Here is a 20,745-nt window from a genome sequence, read left to right as displayed (position 1 = left end):
CCTATGCCGTCTGGTGCGCCAGCAGTGCCACCGCGGTTATGAGGATCGCCAGGAGGGCGATCAGGGTCATGGGGCTCAGGTTCGCGAAGGGGTTCTCCTGCTGGAGTCGCTCGCGGCTCGCCCGGCACACATGGCAGCGGCCCTCGGCGACGGGGGACGCGCAGTTCGCGCACACCAACCGGTCGTACGTCATGCGCCTCGCCCTCCTTGCAATGGCCTCACACAAACCCCAACGCCTAGCGGAACCGAACCGTTCCTCTACCCCACTGTGCCAGGTTCCCGCGGAGGTTGCGCGGGCGCCTCGAAATTGCGGTGGTCGCCCCTCGTCGTGCGGCCGCGGGCCGGTGGGGGCCTGTCGCACGGTTCCCCGCGCCCCGTACCGGGCCGGGGGCGGTACAGTCTCGTCCATCCATTCCCGACGGCTTGTGGTGCATCCGTGATCCGATTCGACAACGTGTCCAAGGTCTACCCCAAGCAGACCCGCCCCGCACTCAGGGATGTGTCCCTGGAGGTCGAGAAGGGCGAGTTCGTGTTCCTCGTGGGGTCCTCCGGCTCAGGAAAGTCCACTTTCCTGCGGCTGATCCTCCGGGAGGAGCGGTGCAGCCAGGGCCAGGTGCACGTCCTGGGCAAGGATCTCGCGCGCCTGTCCAACTGGAAGGTGCCGCAGATGCGCCGCCAGCTCGGGACGGTGTTCCAGGACTTCCGGCTGCTGCCGAACAAGACGGTCGGCGAGAACGTCGCCTTCGCCCAGGAGGTCATCGGCAAGTCGCGCGGCGAGATCCGCAAGTCCGTGCCGCAGGTGCTGGAGCTGGTCGGCCTGGGCGGCAAGGAGGAGCGGATGCCGGGCGAGCTGTCCGGCGGTGAGCAACAGCGCGTGGCCATCGCGCGGGCCTTCGTGAACCGGCCCAAGCTGCTGATCGCGGACGAGCCCACCGGCAACCTCGACCCGCAGACCTCCGTCGGCATCATGAAGCTGCTCGACCGGATCAACCGGACGGGCACCACCGTGGTGATGGCGACCCACGACCAGAACATCGTGGACCAGATGCGCAAGCGCGTCATCGAGCTGGAGAAGGGCCGCCTCGTCCGCGACCAGGCGCGCGGCGTCTACGGCTACCAGCACTGACCGCACAGTCCACGGAAAGGCTCAGCGAGACGCCATGCGCGCCCAGTTCGTCCTCTCGGAGATCGGTGTCGGTCTCCGCCGCAACCTCACGATGACCTTCGCGGTCATCGTCTCCGTCGCCCTCTCCCTCGCCCTGTTCGGCGGATCGCTGCTCATGAGCGACCAGGTCAGCCAGATGAAGGGCTACTGGTACGACAAGGTCAACGTGTCGGTGTTCCTCTGCAACAAGAGCGACGCGGAGTCCGACCCCAACTGCGCCAAGGGCGCGGTCACGACCGAGCAGAAGAACCAGATCAAGTCCGATCTGGGGAAGATGTCGGTCGTCGACAGCGTCGCCTACGAGTCGCAGGACCAGGCGTACAAGCACTACAAGGAGCAGTTCGGCGACTCCCCGCTGGCCAGCAGCCTCACCCCGGACCAGATGCAGGAGTCGTACCGCATCAAGCTGAAGGACCCGGAGAAGTACCAGGTCATCGCGAGCGCCTTCAACGGCCGTGACGGCGTGCAGTCGGTGCAGGACCAGAAGGGCATCCTGGACAACCTGTTCCGGCTGCTCGGGTACCTGAACCTGGCGGCGCGCGGTGTGATGGCGGTCATGCTGATCGTGGCGCTGCTGCTGATCGTCAACACGGTGCGTGTCTCGGCGTTCAGCCGTCGTCGTGAGATCGGGATCATGCGGCTGGTGGGCGCCTCGGGCTTCTACATCCAGGCGCCGTTCATCATGGAGGCCGCGGTCGCCGGGATCATCGGCGGCACGGTCGCCTGTGCCTTCCTGCTCCTCGGGCAGTACTTCGTGATCGACAACGGGGTCTCACTCTCCACGAACCTGCCGCTGATCAATTTCGTCGGCTGGGACGCGGTCCTCGTCAAGCTGCCGCTCATCCTCACGGTGAGCTTCCTGATGCCGGCGTTGGCCGCTTTCGTCGCGCTGCGCAAGTACCTGAAGGTGTGACGCACGCCCCTGGGGCCGTACCGGCAAGGGCCGGTGCGGCCCTTCGCGTTGTCCTAGACTCGCCGACATGTCAGGCCGCGACCTGTTCTCCCAGCCCCGCCGCATCGGCCGCGGGGCCGCCCTGACATTGGTCTTCGCGAGCGTGCTCGCCACGGGCGCCGCGACCGGCTCCTTCGGCGATCCGCACGGCATGATGACGGCCGCCACCCCCTCCCGCTCCGCCCCGGCCGACAAGGAGCAGGACGTCGCCGACGCCGCCGCCGAGGCCATGGCCGAGGGCAAGTCCCCCGTGGAGGCCGCCGAGCGTGCCGTCAGCCGCAGCGGCGACCGGTGGGGCGCGGTCTACTCCGAGGGCGAGTACGAGCAGTTCGAGGAGGCCCTCGACGGCGAGTACACCGGCGTCGGCCTCTGGACGCGGCGGGAGCGCGACGGCCGTATAGAGGTGACGCGCGTGCAGGGCGGCTCGCCCGCGGCGGGCGCCGGGATCCGTGCGGGCGACCGGCTCGTCAGCGTCGACGGCGAGAAGGTCGACGGCCGCCCGGTCACCGAGGTCGTCTCGTTACTCCGCGGCGACGCGATCGACGGGGGCACCGAGCCCTCCGAGAGCGCGGCCGCCGGTACGGAGGTGTCGCTGGGGCTGCAGCGCGGCACCCGGACCTGGCACGAGACCCTGCGCCGGGCCCGCCTCTCCACCGAGGACGTGACCGTGAGCCACACCGCGGGCGGGGTCGACGTCATCACGGTCGACGCGTTCACCAAGGGCTCCGGCGATCTCGTACGAGCCGCCGTCGAGCAGTCCGCCGACGCCGCCGGCTTCGTCCTCGACCTTCGCGGCAACTCCGGCGGCCTGGTCTCCGAGGCCGTCACCGCCGCCTCCGCCTTCCTCGACGGCGGCCTCGTCGCCACGTACGACGTCAACGGCGAGCAGCAGGCCCTGCACGCCGAAGCCGGCGGCGACACCACCAGACCCCTGGTCGCGCTCGTCGACGGCGGCACGATGAGCGCGGCCGAGCTGCTCACCGGAGCCCTCCAGGACCGGGGACGCGCGGTGGTCGTGGGCTCCCGCACCTTCGGCAAGGGCTCGGTGCAGATGCCGAGCCGCCTCCCCGACGGCTCCGTCGCCGAACTGACCGTCGGCCACTACCGCACCCCCTCCGGCCGCGGTGTCGACGGCCGTGGCATCACCCCCGACCTGGAGGCGGACGAGGACGCCCTCCAGCGGGCCGAGACGGTACTGAGCGGCCTCGGGCAGTGAAGGGCGCTAACCGCCTCCGTCGACCCGGGTACGTGCCCCCTGGGCGCCGCTCCCGTTAATCGGCTTCCCGCGGACCCCCTGCGTAGTGCGAAAATGGACGGCACTATGAGCAAGGGAATGTACGTACCGAAGGAATCCCAGCCCAAGCAGGGCGGGACGGCCGCCAAGAGCGGCCGGGACGGCGAGAAGGGCGGCAAGCGCAAGATCGTCGCCCAGAACAAGAAGGCCCGGCACGACTACGCGATCATCGACACCTACGAGGCGGGCCTCGTGCTGACGGGCACGGAGGTCAAGTCGCTGCGCGAAGGACGGACCTCGCTGTCCGACGGCTTCGTCCAGATCGACCGGGGCGAGGCGTGGCTGCACAACGCCCACATCCCCGAGTACCACCAGGGCAGCTGGACCAACCACTCCGCGCGCCGCAAGCGCAAGCTGCTCCTGCACCGCGAGGAGATCGACAAGCTGGAGGCCAAGGCGCAGGAGACGGGTCACACGATCGTGCCCCTCGCGCTGTACTTCAAGGACGGCCGGGCGAAGGCCGAGATCGCTCTCGCACGCGGCAAGAAGGAGTACGACAAGCGGCAGACCCTGCGGGAACAGCAGGACCGGCGGGAGTCGGACCGCGCGATCGCGGCGGCGAAGCGGAAGCAGCGCGCCTAGCGTGCGGGGCGTGCGGGCGCGGCACGGGGAATACGGTGGCATGCGCTCGCGTTGGTCACGTACGATGGCATCCGCACCTCACAGCGGGTGCACACCCCCTCCTCGGAGGGATTGAAAAAACAACATGGGGATGATCGGTTTCGACAGCGGATGTCGAACCAGGGGAAGCGTGTCGAGGAAGCGGCCACGATCTCGTAAACCACAGGCCGAAAAAAATAATCGCCAATTCCAACAGCGATTCTCCCAAGCAGCAGTTCTCTCTCGCCGCCTGATCTCAGGTAGCGAAGCGACTGCTCCTTACTCAAGGGAGTGTCAGCCCGGGAGTGTTCCCGACCCGGATCCTGGCATCAGCTAGGGGACTAAACCTTGATCCCGGTCACGGGGTGAAGAGGGAAATCTAACAGTGACTGAGCCCGTCGGCGACTTGTTCGCGTGATCGCCGGGGCTGAGAAAATCACAGCGAACTGCACACGGAGAAGCCCTGATTCCTCACCGTTGGACGCGGGTTCGATTCCCGCCATCTCCACAATTCCCATGTGGGCGAGGCCCCGCTGCGACACCGCAGCGGGGCTTTCGTCATGTCCGCACCCGTCACCCGCTCACCCGTCACCCGGTCACCCGTCACCCGGTCATTCGGTCACCCGGCGGGCCGTGCTCGCCCGGACGGTCAGCCGGGGCGGGAGCAGGGTCGCCTGCGGTACCGGCACGCCGTCCAGCTTCTTCATCAGGAGGGCGACCGCCTGCTCGCCCACCTCCGCCGCCGGGATGGCGATGGAGGTGAGGGGGACGCGGAGGTTCGTGGCGAGGTCGTCCGGGCAGAGGGCCGTGATCGAGAGATCGGCCGGGACGCGCAGTCCCAGGTGCTCGAAGGCATCCACGAGGGGGTCCAGGATCGCCTCGTTGTGGATGACCACGCCCGTGAGGGCCGGTTGTTCGCGCAGGAGGCGTTCCGCGACCGCGCGGGCAGCGGCGGGGGTGGCCTCGCAGGGGTGGACCGTGGAGGCCATGCCGTTGCGGGTGGCGGCGGAGGTGAAGCCCTGGACGACGCGCTGGGCGAAGGACGTCTGGCGGACGTAGACCTCGGGCGGGGAGCCGATCAGGCCCACCACACGGTGGCCCAGGCCGGCCAGATGCTCCACGCAGAGCTCGCCCGCCGTCTTGAAGTCCAGGTCTATGCAGGTCAGGCCGGAGGGGTCGGCGGGGAAGCCGATCAGTACCGACGGGCGGTCCAGCGTGCGCAGCAACGGCAGCCTGGGGTCGTGGAGTTGGACGTCCATCACGATCAGCGCGTCCACCAGGGCCGAGTCCGCGACCCGCCGCAGGCCCTCCTCGCCCTCCTCCTGCGTCAACAGCAGGACGTCGTGGTCGTGTGCGCGGGCCGTCGTGACGGCCGAGACCGCGAACTGCATGACCACCGGCACATGGATCCCGGCCCGTAAGGGCACCACCATCGCCAGCACGTTCGACTTGCTGCTGGCCAGGGCCCGGGCGCCCGCGTGCGGACGGTAACCCAGCTCTCGGATGGACGCCTCGACCCGCTCCCGCGTCTCCGCCGAGATCGGCCGCTTGCCGCTCAGGGCGTACGAGACGGTGCTGGGGGAGACGCCCGCGTGCCGGGCCACATCCGTGATCTTCACCGTCACACCGACCTCGTTCCCACGGGGTCCGACTCCCCGTCCAGGTCCATCGTCAGAAAACCCGTACCCGCCTCCGCCCGGACCTCACGGTCGCCGGCCGCGAGCCCCCAGGGTGCCCTCGGGTCGCCGCACGACGCCCGCAGCACGTTCCCCTCCCGTACGACGGTGAAGGTCACGTCGCCCACCGGCACCGTCACCTGGGCGCCGTGCGCGAGGCCGTACGCGTGCAGGGTGACCCCGTCGGCGTGGTCGTAGTCCGGGCGGTCCGTCACCGCGCCGACCGGGACGACGGCGCCCGGACGGACCAGGAGCGGCACGCTGGTGAAGTCGTGGTGTTCGCGGACCCAGCGGGGGCCGGTGACCGTGTCGCCGGCCGGGAAGCGGGTCCAGGTGCCCTCGGGGACGTAGTACGTGACGTCGCCCTCGTCGTTGAGGACGGGCGCCACGAGGAGGTCGGGGCCGAGCATGTACTGGCGCTCCAGATGCGCGCAGCCCGGGTCGTCCGGGAACTCCAGCACCATCGCGCGCATCATCGGCACGCCCTCGGTGTGGGCCGTGCGCGCGGCCTCGTAGAGGTAGGGCATCAGGCTGAGCTTGAGGCGTGTGAACGTCCGTAGGACGTCCACCGATTCGTCGTCGAAGAGCCAGGGGACCCGGTACGAGGACGAGCCGTGCAGGCGGCTGTGGGAGGAGAGCAGGCCGAAGGCGATCCAGCGTTTGAAGAGCGCGGGGGAGGGGGTGCCCTCGAAACCGCCGATGTCGTGGCTCCAGTACCCGAAGCCCGACAGCCCCAGCGACAGCCCGCCCCGCAGGGACTCGGCCATCGACTCGTACGTGGACTCGCAGTCGCCGCCCCAGTGGACGGGGAAGCGCTGGCTGCCGACCGTCGCCGAGCGGGCGAAGAGCACCGCCTCGCCCTCGCCCCGGTGTTTGCGCAGGACGTCGAAGACCGTGCGGTTGTAGAGGTAGGTGTAGTAGTTGTGCATCCGCTCGGGGTCCGTGCCGTCGGACCAGGCCACGTCCAGGGGGACCCGCTCGCCGAAGTCGGTCTTGAAGCAGTCGACGCCCTGGGCGAGCAGCGCCTCCAGCTTCGAGGCGTACCACGCGCGGGCCGCCGGGCTGGTGAAGTCGACCAGGGCCATGCCGGGCTGCCAGAGGTCCCACTGCCAGACGCCGCCGTCCGGTCGGCGCAGGAGATGGCCGAGGTCCCTGCCCTCCGCGAACAGCGGGGAACGCTGCGCGATGTACGGGTTGATCCAGACGGAGATCCGCAGGCCACGGCGTTTGAGCCGGTCCAGCATGCCCTCCGGGTCGGGGAAGACGCGGGGATCCCACTCGAAGTCGCACCACTGGAACTCGCGCATCCAGAAACAGTCGAAGTGGAAGACGGACAGGGGGAGGCGGCGCTCCCGCATGCCCTCGATGAAGGAGGTCACCGTCTCCTCGTCGTAGGAGGTGGTGAAGGAGGTCGACAGCCACAGGCCGAACGACCAGGCGGGCGGCAGGGCCGGGCGGCCGGTGAGGGCCGTGTACTTGCGGAGGATCTCCTTCGGGGACGGGCCGTAGATGACGTAGTACGTCAACTGCTGGGTCTCCGCGCTGAACTGGACCCTCGACACGACCTCCGAGGCGACCTCGAAGGACACCTTGCCGGGGTGGTCGACGAAGACGCCGTAGCCCGCGTCGGTGAGGTAGAACGGCACGTTCTTGTAGGCCTGTTCGGTGGCGGTGCCGCCGTCCGCGTTCCAGACGTCGACGACCTGGCCGTTCTTGACGAGCGGGCCGAAGCGTTCGCCGAGGCCGTACACCGAGGTCCCGACGCCGAGGCCCAGTTGCTCGCGGAGGTAGTGGGCGCCGGACGCCTCGCGCATGATGCCCATCGACTTGGGGCCGCTGGTGGTGAGCGTGCGGCCGTGGGCGAGGAAGTCGACGTGCCAGGGGCCGGTCCGGGACACGCGGACCGACAGCTCTCCGGCGGTGAGGGTGGCGTGCTCGTCGTCGTACGAGGTGTGCGGGGTGAACTCCTCGGTCGTCAGCTCGAACTGCGGGCCGCGGGGCCGTTCGCCCTCGAAGTGGGTGAACGTGACGCCGATGACGTCGGGCATCGGCGCGTGGGCGCTGATCGTCACGACCGGTCCCTTCAGCAGGTCGCCGCGGTGGCGGATGGGCTGGGTCGGGGCGTGCACCTCCAGGGCGCCGCCGTCCGTGGCGGTGACGTCGAGGACCTCGACCGGGTGGGCGGCGGTGACGCCCTCGCGGAGCAGCCAGTAGCCGTCGGTGAACTTCATGTGGGGGTTCTCCTTACGTCACGGCCTGCTTCACGGCTTACGTCACGGCTTACGTCACGGCTTACTTCACGGCTCCCACGGCGATGCCGCGGGTGAGGGTGCGCTGGAAGAGGAGGAAGAACACGAGAGCGGGGAGCAGGCCGAGCAGGGCCGCCGCGTTGGTCATCGTGGCGTCCATCAGGCGCTGGCCCTGGAGGACGCCCAGGGCCACCGACACGGTCTGGTTGTCGTTGGAGATCAGCATGACCAGGGGGAGCAGGAACTCGTTCCAGGTCCAGATGAAGAAGAAGACCAGCAGCACGCCGAGGGTGGGGCGGCTGACGGGGACGACTATCCGCCACAGCACCTGCCACTTGGTCGCGCCGTCGATCCGGGCCGCCTCGACGATCTCGCGGGGGAACTGCCCGAGGACGGAGGAGAGGAGGTAGGTGCCGAAGGCCGCCTGGACGACCGTGAAGACGATGACCACGCTGAGGCGGGTGTCGTAGAGGCCCGCTTCCTTGGCGAGGAAGTAGACCGGGTAGACCAGCGCCTCCTGCGGCAGCATGTTCGCCAGCACGAAGAAGGCCAGGATCCAGGTACGGCCCCGCAGCCGGCCGATGCCGATCGCGTACGCGTTGAGCACGGACAGGACGACGGCCAGCACCGCCACCGATCCGCTGATCAGCACGGAGTTGAACAGCTTCTGGCTGTAGTCGACCCGCTCCCAGAAGTCCTTCAGCCCGTCGAGGTAGAGGCCGTCGGGGAGGCTGAGCGGGCCGCCCTGGGAGTACTCCGCCGGGGACTTCACCGCGTTCACGGCCACGATCAGAAACGGGACGATCATGAAGAGGGCGGCGACGCAGAGGGCCACGAGGACCGGGTAGCGGCGGACGGCGGTCATACGCGTGTCCCTTCCTCGGCGTCCTCGGCGCGCGTCTGGAGCCTCAGGCCGATCAGGGCCAGGGCGAGGACGATCACGGTCAGGACGGTGGAGATCGCGGCGCCGTAGCCGACCTGGGTCTTCTCGAAGAACGTGGTGAAGGAGAAGTAGGACGGGACGTCGGTGGCGCCGCCGGGGCCGCCCTTCGTCAGGACGTACACCGCGCCGAACACCTTGAGCGCGGCGATCGTGCACCACAGCAGGACGACGTGGATCTCGGGGCGGATCTGCGGCAGCGTGATGTGCCGGAAGCGGCGCCACCAGCCCGCGCCGTCCAGCTCGGCGGCCTCGTACAGCGCCGGGTCGACGCGTTGCAGGCCCGCCATGAAGACGACCAGCGGGAAGCCGAGCTGCACCCACACCATCACGGCCATGACGGTGTAGAGGGCGAGGTCGGGGTCGCCGAGCCAGTCCTGCTGCCAACCGCCCAGTCCGATCGCCTTCAGCAACTCGTTCAGGGAGCCGTTCTCGGGGGCGAGGATCCAGCTCCAGACGATGCCCGCGACCGCGATCGGCAGCACCTGGGGGAGATAGAAGCAGGCACGGAGGACCGCGGTGACACGGCTGCCGAAGTGCTTGCCGACGTAGTCGAACAGGGCGGCGGCGAGGACCAGCCCGAGCCCGGTCGGTACGACGGCCATGGCGACCACCATGAACAGGCTGTGCCGGAACGACGCCCAGAAGTCCGCGTCGCCCATCAGCTCCCGGTAGTTGGCGAGACCGGACCACTGGGGACTGCCGACACCCTGCCAGTCGGTGAAGCTCACCCCCGTGTTCATCAGCAACGGGACGATGACGACGGCGAAGAAGGCGAGCACGCCGGGCAGCAGGAACAGGGCGTAGGAGTCACGGGGGCGGCGGGGGTGGTGCGTGCGGCCGGCGCGCCCCTCCTTGCCGACCGTCGTCCCTCGCTCCACGGTCACCGTCACCGCTCCGGTACGTCCTTCTCGTAGGCCTCCCCGATCGCGTCCAGGTAGGCGTCCGGGTCCGCGCTGCCGGTCATCAGCTTCTGGGTCTCGGAGACGAGGACGTCGTAGAAGCCGGGGACGGGCCAGTCCGGGTAGAAGGCCAGGCCGTCCTTCTCGGAGAGGGCGTTGAAGTCGGCGATGAGTTCCTTGGCCCGCGGGTCGGTGATGGCGGCGGGGTCCGCGGCGACCGGGACGCCGCCCTTGTCGCCGAGCAGGTTCTGGATCTTCTCCGACATGGTGATGTCGATGAAGTCGTAGGCGAGTTCCTTGTTCTTCGCGCCCTTCGGGACGACCCAGAGGTTGCCGCCGGAGCCGAGCGTGAGGTTCGTGTCGGGCCACGGGAACGTGCCCCAGTCGAACGTGTTCTCCGCCTTGAACCGGCCGTACCACCAGCTCCCCGAGAACAGGATGGGCGCCTTGCCCTGGATGAAGGAGACGCCCGCGTCCTCGGACTTCGTCCCCGTCGACTTCTCGCTGATGTACCCCTTGTCCACCCAGTCGGCGAAGGTCTCCGCCCCGTACGTCCACGCGGCGTCGTGGAAGTCGGCCTTGCCCTGGTACAGCTCGTACGCGTCCACCCAGGCGCGGTCCGCCTTGCTCAGCGCCAGCTGGTACAGGTACTGCTGCGCCATGTACTCGGCGCCGGCGTTCGCCAGCGGGGTGATGCCCGCGTCGACGAACTCGTCCATGGCGGCGGTGAGTTCGGCGAGGGTGGTGGGTTCGGAGATGCCGTGCTTCTCGAAGAGGTCCTTGTTGTAGAAGACCATCGTGTACTCGGCGTAGTTCGGCACCCCGTACCACTTGCCGGAGCCCATGACGCCGCCCGCGTCGTACTGGCTGGTGGTGCGGACGCCCGCGCTGAGCTTCTTGTCCCAGCCGCGTGCGCTCACTTCAGCGGTGAGGTCGGTGAGGAGGCCCTGCTTGGAGAGGAGCCCGGCGGTCGCGTTGCCCTTGTTGTACTCCATGAGGTCGGGCGCGTCGGAGGAGTTGAGGACCATCGGGGCGGTCTTGCGGATCTGTTCGAAGCCCTTCTCCTCGAACTCGACCTCGACGCCCGGATGGGTCCTCTCGAACTCCTCGATCGCCGCGTTCCAGGCAATGCCCATCGCGCTGTCGGGGCCCTCGTAGTGCCAGAGACGGAGAGTCCCGCCGTCACCGTCACCGCCACCGCCGCTGTCCGAACCGCCGCAGGAGGTCAGGAGCAGGGCCCCACTGAGAGCCGCCGCGGCCACCGCCGTCACACGCCTTCGTGCCGTTGACATCCTGTGCCTCCAAGGGAGTCGGATGGGTCTCGGGACGTCACGCGGCGGCCGTACGACGATCGTCGAACGGCGTGGTCGAATCGTTTCGATGCGTGACGTCGAAGCGCTTCGACGGAAGGTAAGGGCGGGCTAAGGGCGCGTCAATGGTGCGGACGGGAATTCGTGGGGCGTTCGACTGGGCGAACGGTGGCGGTTCCTTCGGCCGTGCGCTGTGCCGAGGCGATCAGGAGTGCCAGGGCCGCCGCGGCCACCGGCACCGCGAAGCCTGCCGTGCCGGTGCCCGCCGTGTGGTCCGCGACCCAGCCGCCCAGCGCCGATCCGCCCGCTATGCCCCCGAGCAGGCCGGTGACGGCGAGCGTCATGCCCTCATTCAACTGGCCCTCGGGAGTGCGGTGTTGGACGAGGGACATGGCGGTGACCATCGTGGGGGCGGTGGCCATGCCGGCGAGGAGGAGGGCCGGGGCGAGGAACAGGAGGGAGCCGGTGACGGTGGCGGCGAGCCAGGGGAGGGCCATCAGGGCGGTCATCGCGGCCAGACAGCGGGGGAAGCGGCGTTCCGCGGGGACCGTCACCCGGAGCGCGCCGTAGGCCAGGCCCGCCGCGCAGGAACCGGCCGCCTGGAGGCCGAGGATCACGCCCGCCGCGGAGGCGTGGCCCCGGGCGTCCGCGTAGGCGATGGTGACGACCTCCAGGGAGCCGAAGACCGCGCCGGTGGCGAGGAAGACGGCGAGGAGGGGCGGGATGCCCGGGGCGCGCAGGGGGGACCTGGTGGCCGTACGGCCGGTGGGGGGCGGTTCCGTGGCGCGCTGGGTGGCGAAGATCAGTACGCCGGTCATGCAGAGGATGCCGCCGACGAGGGTGCCGGCCTCGGGGAACAGGGCGGTGCAGAGGAAGGCCGCGATCACCGGGCCGAGCATGAAGCAGAGTTCGTCCGCCGCCTGTTCGAAGGAGTTGGCGGTGTGCAGTGCTGCCGGGTCGTCCTTCAGGAGGTGGGCCCAGCGGGCTCGGGACATGCCGCCGGTGTTGGGGGTCGTGGCCGTGGCCGCGTAGGAGGCGAAGAGGGTCCAGTCGGGGGCGTTCCAGTGGACGCAGGCGATCAGGGCGAGGCCGCCGAGCAGGGCGAGCGCGGTGGAGGGGACGGCCACCCTCGCCTGGCCGTGGCGGTCCACCAGGCGGGCGGTCCAGGGGGCGACGAGGGCGGTCGCGGCGAGGCCCGTTGCCACGACCGCGCCGGCGAGGGCGTATGAGCCGCGGGAGCCGGCGATCATGAGGATCGCGCTCACGCCGAACATGCCCATGGGGAGGCGGGCGAGAAGGCCTCCGGCGGTGAAGGCTCGGGCGCCGGGGATGCGGAAGAGGGCGCGGTAGGGGGTTGTGGCGCCTGAGGGGCCGGGGGTGGTGGCGTGTGAGGGGCCGGGGGTGGGTGTTCGTCGGCGGCCGCGGGTCTGTCGTGGCTGGTCGCGCAGTTCCCCGCGCCCCTTGGGGCGCGCTCCTCCTGGGCGGCGTCTTGGCGTGAAGTCGGCTGCCACCAGCGTGTCGGCGGTGACGGTCAGCAGGGGAGCCGAGGGCTTCCTGGAAGGCGGTTGCGGCATGGGGTACACCGTCGCCCGGCCCGTGATCCACCGTCCAACACCTACTCCGTGGCCATTCACGCACCCCGGTTGTAAATTCGCCGGATGTCCGCTGCCCCCTATGCCGTCGAGCCCCGCCTTCTCCGCGCGTTCCTCACCGTCGCCGAGGAGTTGCACTTCACCCGGGCCGCCGCTCGGCTCTATGTCGCCCAGCAGGCGCTCAGTCGCGATGTCCGGCGGCTGGAGCGGGAGTTGGGGGTGGAGCTGTTCGTGCGGAGTACTCGGCAGGTGGCGCTGACGGGGGACGGGGAGCGGCTGGTGCCCCATGCGCGGCGGGTGTTGGCGGCGCAGGAGGAGCTGGTGGCCGCGTTTCGGCAGGTGCGGCCGCTGTTGGTGGATCTGAACTCGCCGGGGCTGGCCACGGGGGTGCGGGTGCTGCGCCGGGCCCGGGAGCTCGTGCCGGAGCTGGAGTTGATGGCGCGGTACGAGAGCGGGCTGACCCATGCGGCGGCCGAGATCCTCGCGGGGCGGCTGGACGTGTCGTTCGGGAGGTTCGCGGGGCTCGAACCGGCGGTGCGGGCACGGCTCGAACAGCAGCCGGTGCGCTACGAGCCGATGACGGTGATCCTGCCCGAGGACCACCGGCTGGCCGGGCTGGACGCCGTACCGCTGGCGGAACTCGCGGGTGAGCGGGTGTACGCGGGGGCCGGGAATCCCCGTACGCCGGAGTGGACGGATCTGGCCGAGCGACTGTTCGAGGGGCGGGGGATCGAGGTCGCGGCGCCCGCCCCGCTGGCCGTGGGGGAGGAGGAGTTCCAGCGGATCATGGCCAAGACGAGGACGCCGGTGCTGGCGGTGGTGGACTTCCCGCCCATGCCGGGCACGGTGTCGCGGCCGCTCGTCGCCCCCGTACCGCTGTCGCCCGTCTCGCTGGTGTGGCGGAAGGGGCTCGCCCATCCGGGGCTCGACGCGCTGCGGCGGGCCGCCGCCGAATTGGCGGGGGCGGAAGTATGGCTGTCAGATCCGGAGGACGGGTGGATTCCGGTCACAGATGCACTCATCATGATGACCTTCACCTGACATCACACACGTGCACATCTCTCCCACCCCTACATTCGTTGATCCAGGTGCGTGTGATGTGCGGGGCGCCCCGGATCGGGTGGGGGCCCGGTCCGGTACAGGAAAGTGCGACAGCCAGCCATCGGACACGCACCCGGAACGATCCCGTGGGGGGAAGTGCGTGCACGTCGAGAACTGGCCCAAGGGCATTCAGCCGCAGCGGACCGATGGCGAGGGCCTTGACCGAGGCCGTGGTGGTAGCGGCTCGGCGGACGAGGTGGTCTGGCCCGAGGCCGCCGGCAGAACGGGAGCGGTGTCCCGGGTGGAGAGGGACCACGGGGCGGGGGCCCACGGACAGCCGAGCGCATCCGGGGCCGCCAAGCGTTCGGGGGCTGCCGGACTTGCCAAGCCTTCGGGGGCTGCCGGACTTGCCGGGGCTTCCGGAGTGGCCGGGGCTTCCGGAGTTGCCGGGGCCTCCGGGTCGGCGGAGCGGGCGGCGGGGCGGTCCGGTGTCGTTCCGGCGCCCTGGGAACAGCCCGACCAGCCCGGCCGGAATCACGATCCGCACGAGGTGACCGTCCAACTCGACGGTGTCGGGCGTGAAGTGGACGACAAGCCGGGCAGGCACGCCGGCAAGGACGGGGACGCGGCGGGTGCCGGTCAGGACTCCGACGGTCCGGTCTTCGTCGACGAGTCGGGACGGCGCAGGAACCTCTACCGGCGGCTCGGTATCGCCGTCGGCACCGCCTGCGCGGCGTACGCCGTGGTCATCGTCGGCACGCTGGTGTCGGGCAACTCGGACGCGCCCTGGCTGCCGGTGCCGATGCAGAAGGCCGACAAGCCGGCGGGCAAGGTGGACACACCTCCGCTGCCGGCCGAGTCGGACGACCTGGCCGACACCGCGGAGGGCCTCGTACCGGACTCGGGTCCGGGCGCGGGCCGTACGGGAGCGACCTCCTCGCCCGGCGGCAAGTCGCCGACCGGTTCGTCGGGCAGGGCCAAGCGGCCGGAGACGTCCGTGAGCGCCAGGCCCTCGGCCGGCCCCAGCGCCAGTGTGGCGCCGCAGCCGCAGCCGAAGCCGAGCACCAGCGTGAAGGATCCCGAGCCGTCCGCCTCCGCGTCCGAGCCGCCGAAGGTCGATCCCAGCCCCTCGGCCTCGCCGTCGCCTCAGCCCTCGGACTCCGCCGCCCCCGCTCCGGGCTCCGGCACGGACACCGTCGCCGACGGCCCGGCGTCGCCGGCGCCCGTCGAGCCCGCGCCGTCGACGTCGGAGAGCCCGCAGAGCCCGCAGGAGCCGTCGAGCCCGCAGAGCCCGCAGAACCCGGAGAGCCCCGCCTGATGACCCGCTCCCCACGTGGCGGCACGCCCTCGCGTGCCGCCAAGAGCCGTACCCGCGTACCGCGTTCGTCGCAGAGCGGGGAGGGCGGCACCTCCGACAGCACGGTGAACGACTCCTCGAAGCGTGCGCGGAAGAGCCCGCGGAAGAGCCCGCGGAAGAGCCCGCGGAAGAGCCCGCGGAAGAGCCCGCGGAAGCGTTCCGGGCGGCGTGTGCCGCTGCGCTATCTGCTGCCCTGTGTGCTGCTCCTCGCCCTGATGGCCATGCTCATGCTGCGCGGCTACGTGCACAGCGAGATCCTCGCGGACCACCGGGTCCAGCCGCCCGTGTCGAACGACGAGGTGCCGAAGAAAATACTGAAGGGCGGGCCCGTGATCGACACCCGCTCCGGACAGCAGCGCAGCCTCGACGTGCCCGACTACGAGCTGGTCCTGACGTTCGACGACGGGCCGGACCCCACCTGGACCCCCAAGGTCCTGGACATGCTGGAGAAGCACGACGCCAAGGCCGTCTTCTTCATCACCGGCACGATGGCCTCGCGCTACCCGGACCTGGTCCGGCGCATGGTCGATGAGGGCCACGAGATCGGCCTGCACACCTTCAACCACCCGGACCTCTCGCTCCAGACCAAGGACCGCATCGACTGGGAGCTGTCCCAGAACCAGCTCGCGCTCGCGGGCGCCGCCGGCATCCGCACCTCGCTGTTCCGGCCGCCGTACTCGTCGTTCTCGGAGCGCATGGACAACCGGACCTGGCCGGTGACGCGGTACATCGGCAGCCGCGGCTACATCACCGTCGTCAGCGACACCGACAGCCAGGACTGGCAGCGGCCGGGCACCGACGTGATCATCCGCCGGTCCATGCCGGAGCGCGGCGAGGGCGCGATCGTGCTGATGCACGACTCCGGCGGCGACCGCTCGCAGACCGTCGCCGCGCTGGACCGGTACATTCCCCGACTCCAGGTCAAGGGCTACAAGTTCGACACCCTGACCGAAGCCCTCAAGGCGCCCACCGCGCACACCCCGGTCACCGGCCTCGGCCTGGTGAAGGGCAAGGTCTGGGTGACGCTGGTGCAGGTCTCGGAGAGGACGACGAGCGTCCTCGTCGTCGCCCTCGCGGTCGTCGGCGTCCTCGTCCTCGCCCGCTTCGGCCTGATGCTGATCCTGTCGATCGCGCACGCCCGCCGGGTCCGCCGCCGGAACTTCCGCTGGGGTCCGGACGGGCCCGTCACGGAAGCGGTGTCGGTGCTCGTCCCCGCGTACAACGAGGCCAAGTGCATCGAGAAGACGGTCCGTTCGCTGGTGGCGAGCGACCATCCCATCGAGGTGCTGGTCATCGACGACGGCTCCAGCGACGGCACGGCCCGGATCGTCGAGGAGCTGAGCCAGGACCTGCCGGGCGTCCGCGTCGTACGGCAGCTCAACGCGGGCAAGCCGGCCGCCCTCAACCGGGGCATCGCCAACGCCCGGCACGACCTGATCGTCATGATGGACGGCGACACGGTCTTCGAACGCTCCACCGTCCGCGAGCTGGTCCAGCCCTTCGCCGACCCCCGGGTCGGCGCGGTGGCGGGCAACGCCAAGGTCGGCAACCGGGACACCCTCATCGGCGCCTGGCAGCACATCGAGTACGTGATGGGCTTCAACCTCGACCGCCGGATGTACGACGTCCTGCGCTGCATGCCGACGATCCCCGGCGCGGTCGGCGCGTTCCGCCGCGAGGCCCTCGAACGCGTCGGCGGCATGAGCGAGGACACGCTCGCCGAGGACACCGACATCACCATGGCCATGCACCGCGACGGCTGGCACGTCGTCTACGCCGAGAACGCGCGGGCCTGGACCGAGGCCCCCGAATCCGTCCAGCAGCTGTGGTCGCAGCGCTACCGCTGGTCGTACGGCACCATGCAGGCGATCTGGAAGCACCGGGGCTCGTTCTTCGACCGCGGCGACTCCGGCCGCTTCGGGCGGGTGGGCCTGCCGCTGGTGTCGCTGTTCATGGTCGTGGCCCCCCTGCTGGCCCCGCTCATCGACGTGTTCCTGCTCTACGGGCTGATCTTCGGGCCCACGGAGAAGACGATCGGCGCCTGGCTGGGCGTCCTGGCCGTCCAGGTGGTGTGCGCGGCGCTGGCGTTCCACCTCGACAAGGAGCGCATGACGCACCTGATCTCGCTCCCGCTCCAGCAGATCCTCTACCGCCAGCTCATGTACGTCGTCCTGCTGCAGTCGTGGATCACGGCGCTGACCGGCGGCCGGCTGCGCTGGCAGAAGCTGCGCCGGACGGGGGCCGTGGGGCTGCCGGGCGAGCCGCAGGAACAGGCGGCCGCCGTACCGCAGCCGCAGTCGGGAGAGCGGAGGCCGGTCGGATGAGCACGCTCACACAGGACTCGACGCCCCAGAGCCCGCCCGCCCCGGCCGCCCCCGGCCGGGACCGCTACTTCGACCTCCTGCGGGCCCTCGCCCTCTTCCGGGTGGTCCTCTACCACCTCACCGGCTGGGCCTGGCTGCCCCTGCTCTTCCCCTCCATGGGCGTGATGCTCGCGCTCGCCGGCAACCTCATGGCGCGCTCGCTGAAGCGCCCGGCACCGGCCGTCATCCGCGGCCGGCTCCGCCGGCTGCTGCCGCCGGTGTGGCTGCTGGGCGTCGTGGGCGTGACGGGGATGGTGGCCCAGGGCTGGGGGCCGGACGCGGACGGGCATCCGCTCTGGTGGTGGTTCCACCTCATGTTCTGGATCCTCCCGATCAGCGACCCGCCGTACGCCGAGGGCCTGCCCGGGGTGCACGGCCTCATCGGCGCGGACTGGGCCGTGGAGCTGGCCGGACCCCTCTGGTACGTCCGCGCCTACCTCTGGTACGTCGTCCTCTCCCCGGTCCTGCTCCGCGCGCTGCGGGCGGTGCCGCTGGTGACGGTCTTCGCGCCGATCGCGCTGGCCGGGGTGTTCGAGCTGGGCTGGCTGGATCTGCCGGGCGAGCGGTTCGACTCGGGACTGACGGACTTCAGCACCTTCGGCGCCTGCTGGATCCTCGGCATGGCCCACCAGGAGGGCCTGCTCAAGCGCCTTCCCCGGTACATCGTCCCGTCCGTCGCCCCGGCGATCGCCCTGCTCGGCCTCTGGTACGCCCTGAACCACGACTTCGGCAACGGCAACGACCTGGACAGCATGCCGTTCGCCCAGTCCCTGTGGTCCCTGGCCACGGTGGCACTCCTGCTGCACATCAGCCCGTCGTGGCAGGAGTGGCCGGGGCGGCTGCGCCGCTGGGACGGGCTGATCACCCTCCTCAACTCCCGTGCGGTGACGATCTATCTCTGGCACAACACCTGCATCCTGATCGCCGCGACCCAGTGGGACCGGCTGTGGAGCGTGGTGTTCCTCGAACAAAACGTCCCGTGGCTGCTGGAGAGCGTCTGGCCCGTGCTGGTCGTGACCTGGCTGCTGATCGCCTGCTGCGTCGTCGCCTTCGGCTGGGCGGAGGATCTGGCGGCCCGGCGGAGGCCGAGGTTGTGGCCGAACGGTGCGGGGCGCGGGCGGAGTCCGCGAAGGTCGTGAAGCGGCGGGGAGCTTGGGGACGGTCGGTCATGTATTGACCGCGTAACCAACCGGGATACGCACTTGCGTACGACTGAGCGGGTGGTGGATGTTGGGCTCGCTGGAGGCAGGTGTTCCGCGCACTTCTTGCCTCGTCGACGACTCAAGGAGTGACCCCCGCCGATGACTCAGCCTCCCGGCCAGCCGCCGTACGACGGTTACGGCGCCCAGCCGCCGCAGCAGCCGTACCCGGGGCCGTACACGCCCCCGCCCGGCGGCCAGGTGCCCGGCCAGGCGCCGGCCCCGGGGCAGGTCCCCGGTCAGCCGCCGAACCCGTACGCGACGGCTCCGCAGCAGCCGTACGGGACGGCTCCGCAGCAGCCGTACGGGGCGCCGGGTATGCCGGGGGCGCCCAACTACGGCCCCCAGTACGGGGGTTACCCGCCGCCGCCCCCGCCCTCCGGTGGTGGCGGAGGCAAAGTCGCGCTGATCGTCGTGGCCGCCGTGGCGGCGCTCGCGGTGATCGGCGGGGGCGTCTTCCTCCTCACGAGCGACGGGGACGACGAGAGCACGGCCAAGCCCGGCCAGAGTGTCTCGGCGCAGGCGAGCGAGTCCGAGAGCCCGTCCGAGTCGGAGGCCACCGAGGAGGCGACGGACGAGGCCACCACGCCCGACGGCGGTCTGGACGACGGCGGTTCGAGCACCGCGCCCGCCAAGGGTGTCGAGGGCCAGTGGCAGGACGACGAGGCCCGAACCCTGACGATCGGCGCCGAGCAGACCACCGGGGAGGCCGAAGGTCAGCACCCGCTGTCCTACATCGACATGGTCGGCGGCAAGGGCATCATGACCGGCGTCGGCAAGTACCGCGACGAGAACAACTTCCGCATGGCCCTCACCCCCATGGCCTCGAAGAACGTCAGCGACGACGACGTCACCTTCGCCACGGTCCGCCGCTCCGGCGACGACGTGGTCATCACCTGGGAGGCCGGCGGCACGGACACGCTCAGCTATGTGGGCGAGGCGTCGAGCTGACCCTTCTTCACCTCTTCACCTCCGCTCCCTTGAGGGTCCGTATGAGGGAGCGGAGGGGGGCTGGGGTGGTGGTGAGGATGGTGGTGGGGGTGTCGCTTTCGCGGAGGAGAAGGTGTCCGGTGGGTGCGGTGGCGAGGTTGACGCAGTTGGAGGCGTCGCCGCAATAGGTGGACTTCTGCCAGTGAAGCCTGGACATGCCGGTGCCTTTCACAGGTCGTTCGCGATGCTGTGGATCAGATCTCGGGACTTCTCCGGCGCGAGGGCGCAAGCCTCCAGGCCGTCGATCACTGATCGGTACTTGGCGAGCTGGGCCTCACTGTCCAGAAACTCGCAACCGTGGTGGCTGTCCAATTGCACGGTGTCAACCTGGAGAACGGGTCCGGCTGCGTAGGTGATGCTTTGCCCCGCGCCTGGGAAGCTCGCATCGCCGAAGGGGATGACCCGGATGGTGACATGGGGGAGTTCGCTCATGTCGACAAGGTGCCTGAGCTGTTCGACGGCCACGGCTCGGCCGCCGAATCCCATCCTCAGAGCCGCCTCGTGGATGGTGACCAGATACGGGGTGGGGCTGCTCCGGTAGAGGATTCCCTGTCGCTTGATCCTGTGAGTCAGACGGTGCTCGATCTCGTGCTGCCGCAGTGGGGGGACCACCGTCCGGAAGAGTGCCCGGGCGTGTTCGGTGGTCTGGAGCAGCGCGGGAATATGGACGAACAGGGCCACCCGTAGTGAGGCCGCGTGATGTTCAAGCTCCACGAGGTCGATCAAGCTGGCCGGGAGGTGTTCGCGATACTCCTCCCACCAGCCGCGCGTCCGCCGTCCCGTCATCGCTGCCAGCGCGTCGACGTACGCCTCGTCGAAGCAGTCGTAAGCCCGGGCCATGGAGCGCACTCGGTCGGCGCTGATGGGGGTGCGGCCGGTCTCCATCATGCTGACGCGCGCCTGGTTGACCCCAAGCAGTGTGGCGGCACCGGTCGCGGTCAGCCCTGCGCGCTCGCGGAGTTTACGCAGCTCGGCGCCCAGTCTCCGCTGGCGCAGCGTAGGACTGTTCGTGGGCGGCACGACATCTCCCCTCAGCGGTGTGCATCCCTCACAAGAGTGAAACGGTGATGCATTCAGTTAGTTTGGTTAGATCCATCTAACCATCTGTCCTACGG

At 70.0% G+C, this 20,745-nt stretch carries 18 protein-coding genes and 1 other RNA gene; 10 read left to right on the top strand and 9 right to left on the bottom strand.

All coding sequences use genetic code 11. The features are described from left to right. Nucleotide 1: 1 nt before the first annotated feature. Complete coding sequence (locus OG272_RS19350) at nt 2–193, bottom strand: hypothetical protein (RefSeq protein ID WP_326582402.1); 192 nt, start codon at nt 191–193, stop codon at nt 2–4. A 243-nt stretch (nt 194–436) separates the two neighbouring features. Between OG272_RS19350 and ftsE the strand changes: the two genes are divergently transcribed. The 5 genes from ftsE to ssrA all read left to right on the top strand — a co-directional run bounded on the left by ftsE (nt 437) and on the right by ssrA (nt 4,522). After that, nucleotides 437–1,126 carry a cell division ATP-binding protein FtsE gene (gene ftsE / locus OG272_RS19345; RefSeq protein WP_009320785.1) on the top strand — a complete coding sequence of 230 codons (690 nt, stop codon included), beginning with the start codon at nt 437–439 and terminating at the stop codon, nt 1,124–1,126. Between the two features lie 34 nt (nt 1,127–1,160). Further along, nucleotides 1,161–2,078, top strand: a complete 918-nt coding sequence (gene ftsX, locus OG272_RS19340; protein ID WP_326582403.1) for a permease-like cell division protein FtsX — start codon at nt 1,161–1,163, stop codon at nt 2,076–2,078. 67 nt (nt 2,079–2,145) lie between these two features. Then, complete coding sequence (locus tag OG272_RS19335; RefSeq protein WP_326582404.1) at nt 2,146–3,333, top strand: S41 family peptidase; 1,188 nt, start codon at nt 2,146–2,148, stop codon at nt 3,331–3,333. 117 nt (nt 3,334–3,450) lie between these two features. Then, nucleotides 3,451–3,993, top strand: coding sequence for an SsrA-binding protein SmpB (smpB, locus tag OG272_RS19330; RefSeq protein WP_326585803.1), 543 nt, complete (start codon nt 3,451–3,453; stop codon nt 3,991–3,993). A 126-nt stretch (nt 3,994–4,119) separates the two neighbouring features. Then, nucleotides 4,120–4,522: a transfer-messenger RNA gene (gene ssrA / locus OG272_RS19325) on the top strand. Nucleotides 4,523–4,622: 100 nt separating this feature from the next. On the opposite strand, the gene OG272_RS19320 is transcribed toward ssrA, so the two are convergent. The 6 genes from OG272_RS19320 to OG272_RS19295 form a co-directional block, all read right to left on the bottom strand. After that, entirely contained in the window at nt 4,623–5,636 is a 1,014-nt protein-coding gene (locus OG272_RS19320) for a LacI family DNA-binding transcriptional regulator (RefSeq protein ID WP_405894199.1), read from the bottom strand. After that, on the bottom strand, nt 5,633–7,918 hold the full coding sequence (yicI, locus tag OG272_RS19315; protein WP_405894197.1) for an alpha-xylosidase: 2,286 nt from the start codon (nt 7,916–7,918) through the stop codon (nt 5,633–5,635). The genes OG272_RS19320 and yicI overlap by 4 nt, the downstream gene beginning before the upstream one ends. A 61-nt stretch (nt 7,919–7,979) precedes the next feature. Beyond that, entirely contained in the window at nt 7,980–8,801 is an 822-nt protein-coding gene (locus OG272_RS19310; protein ID WP_326582410.1) for a carbohydrate ABC transporter permease, read from the bottom strand. Then, the gene (locus tag OG272_RS19305) at nt 8,798–9,769 is read right to left on the bottom strand and encodes a carbohydrate ABC transporter permease (RefSeq protein WP_405894194.1); all 972 of its coding nucleotides are present in this window, start codon (nt 9,767–9,769) and stop codon (nt 8,798–8,800) included. The genes OG272_RS19310 and OG272_RS19305 overlap by 4 nt, the downstream gene beginning before the upstream one ends. Next, nucleotides 9,766–11,070 (bottom strand): extracellular solute-binding protein, encoded by a 1,305-nt coding sequence (locus tag OG272_RS19300; protein ID WP_327729456.1) that lies wholly within the window; start codon nt 11,068–11,070, stop codon nt 9,766–9,768. Before OG272_RS19300 ends, OG272_RS19305 begins: the two co-directional genes overlap by 4 nt. A gap of 140 nt (nt 11,071–11,210) precedes the next feature. Beyond that, entirely contained in the window at nt 11,211–12,662 is a 1,452-nt protein-coding gene (locus OG272_RS19295) for an MFS transporter (RefSeq protein ID WP_405894192.1), read from the bottom strand. 84 nt (nt 12,663–12,746) lie between these two features. On the opposite strand from OG272_RS19295, the gene OG272_RS19290 reads away from it, so the two are divergent. The 5 genes from OG272_RS19290 to OG272_RS19270 all read left to right on the top strand — a co-directional run bounded on the left by OG272_RS19290 (nt 12,747) and on the right by OG272_RS19270 (nt 19,591). Then, nucleotides 12,747–13,721, top strand: a complete 975-nt coding sequence (locus tag OG272_RS19290) for a LysR family transcriptional regulator (RefSeq protein WP_327729457.1) — start codon at nt 12,747–12,749, stop codon at nt 13,719–13,721. A 550-nt stretch (nt 13,722–14,271) separates the two neighbouring features. Continuing rightward, nucleotides 14,272–15,039 (top strand): hypothetical protein, encoded by a 768-nt coding sequence (locus OG272_RS19285; protein ID WP_405894190.1) that lies wholly within the window; start codon nt 14,272–14,274, stop codon nt 15,037–15,039. Continuing rightward, nucleotides 15,039–17,402: a glycosyltransferase gene (locus OG272_RS19280; protein WP_405894188.1), complete on the top strand. Its 2,364-nt coding sequence runs from the start codon at nt 15,039–15,041 to the stop codon at nt 17,400–17,402. Before OG272_RS19285 ends, OG272_RS19280 begins: the two co-directional genes overlap by 1 nt. Beyond that, on the top strand, nt 17,399–18,580 hold the full coding sequence (locus tag OG272_RS19275) for an acyltransferase (RefSeq protein ID WP_405894186.1): 1,182 nt from the start codon (nt 17,399–17,401) through the stop codon (nt 18,578–18,580). Before OG272_RS19280 ends, OG272_RS19275 begins: the two co-directional genes overlap by 4 nt. Nucleotides 18,581–18,742: 162 nt before the next feature. Next, complete coding sequence (locus OG272_RS19270) at nt 18,743–19,591, top strand: hypothetical protein (RefSeq protein ID WP_405894184.1); 849 nt, start codon at nt 18,743–18,745, stop codon at nt 19,589–19,591. 7 nt (nt 19,592–19,598) lie between these two features. Here OG272_RS19270 and OG272_RS19265 read toward each other — a convergent pair whose 3' ends face one another. Next, the gene (locus OG272_RS19265) at nt 19,599–19,787 is read right to left on the bottom strand and encodes a DUF397 domain-containing protein (RefSeq protein ID WP_405894182.1); all 189 of its coding nucleotides are present in this window, start codon (nt 19,785–19,787) and stop codon (nt 19,599–19,601) included. Between the two features lie 11 nt (nt 19,788–19,798). Then, nucleotides 19,799–20,650, bottom strand: coding sequence for a helix-turn-helix transcriptional regulator (locus tag OG272_RS19260; protein ID WP_326582420.1), 852 nt, complete (start codon nt 20,648–20,650; stop codon nt 19,799–19,801). Nucleotides 20,651–20,745 lie beyond the last annotated feature (95 nt).

The organism is Streptomyces sp. NBC_00104 (assembly GCF_045160825.1).
Lineage (GTDB): Bacteria > Actinomycetota > Actinomycetes > Streptomycetales > Streptomycetaceae > Streptomyces.
Note: the sequence above shows the minus strand (reverse complement) of the source record. Positions and strands in the feature narration are given on the sequence as shown.

Excerpts from the sequence above, each read along its gene's own strand:
- OG272_RS19350 (WP_326582402.1), bottom strand. The coding sequence starts at position 193 with ATGACGTACGACCGGTTGGTGTGCGCGAACTGCGCGTCCCCCGTCGCC.
- ftsX (WP_326582403.1), top strand. The coding sequence starts at position 1,161 with ATGCGCGCCCAGTTCGTCCTCTCGGAGATCGGTGTCGGTCTCCGCCGC.
- OG272_RS19335 (WP_326582404.1), top strand. The coding sequence starts at position 2,146 with ATGTCAGGCCGCGACCTGTTCTCCCAGCCCCGCCGCATCGGCCGCGGG.
- smpB (WP_326585803.1), top strand. The coding sequence starts at position 3,451 with ATGTACGTACCGAAGGAATCCCAGCCCAAGCAGGGCGGGACGGCCGCC.
- yicI (WP_405894197.1), bottom strand. The coding sequence starts at position 7,918 with ATGAAGTTCACCGACGGCTACTGGCTGCTCCGCGAGGGCGTCACCGCC.
- OG272_RS19310 (WP_326582410.1), bottom strand. The coding sequence starts at position 8,801 with ATGACCGCCGTCCGCCGCTACCCGGTCCTCGTGGCCCTCTGCGTCGCC.
- OG272_RS19300 (WP_327729456.1), bottom strand. The coding sequence starts at position 11,070 with ATGTCAACGGCACGAAGGCGTGTGACGGCGGTGGCCGCGGCGGCTCTC.
- OG272_RS19295 (WP_405894192.1), bottom strand. The coding sequence starts at position 12,662 with ATGCCGCAACCGCCTTCCAGGAAGCCCTCGGCTCCCCTGCTGACCGTC.
- OG272_RS19290 (WP_327729457.1), top strand. The coding sequence starts at position 12,747 with ATGTCCGCTGCCCCCTATGCCGTCGAGCCCCGCCTTCTCCGCGCGTTC.
- OG272_RS19280 (WP_405894188.1), top strand. The coding sequence starts at position 15,039 with ATGACCCGCTCCCCACGTGGCGGCACGCCCTCGCGTGCCGCCAAGAGC.
- OG272_RS19275 (WP_405894186.1), top strand. The coding sequence starts at position 17,399 with ATGAGCACGCTCACACAGGACTCGACGCCCCAGAGCCCGCCCGCCCCG.
- OG272_RS19270 (WP_405894184.1), top strand. The coding sequence starts at position 18,743 with ATGACTCAGCCTCCCGGCCAGCCGCCGTACGACGGTTACGGCGCCCAG.
- OG272_RS19265 (WP_405894182.1), bottom strand. The coding sequence starts at position 19,787 with ATGTCCAGGCTTCACTGGCAGAAGTCCACCTATTGCGGCGACGCCTCC.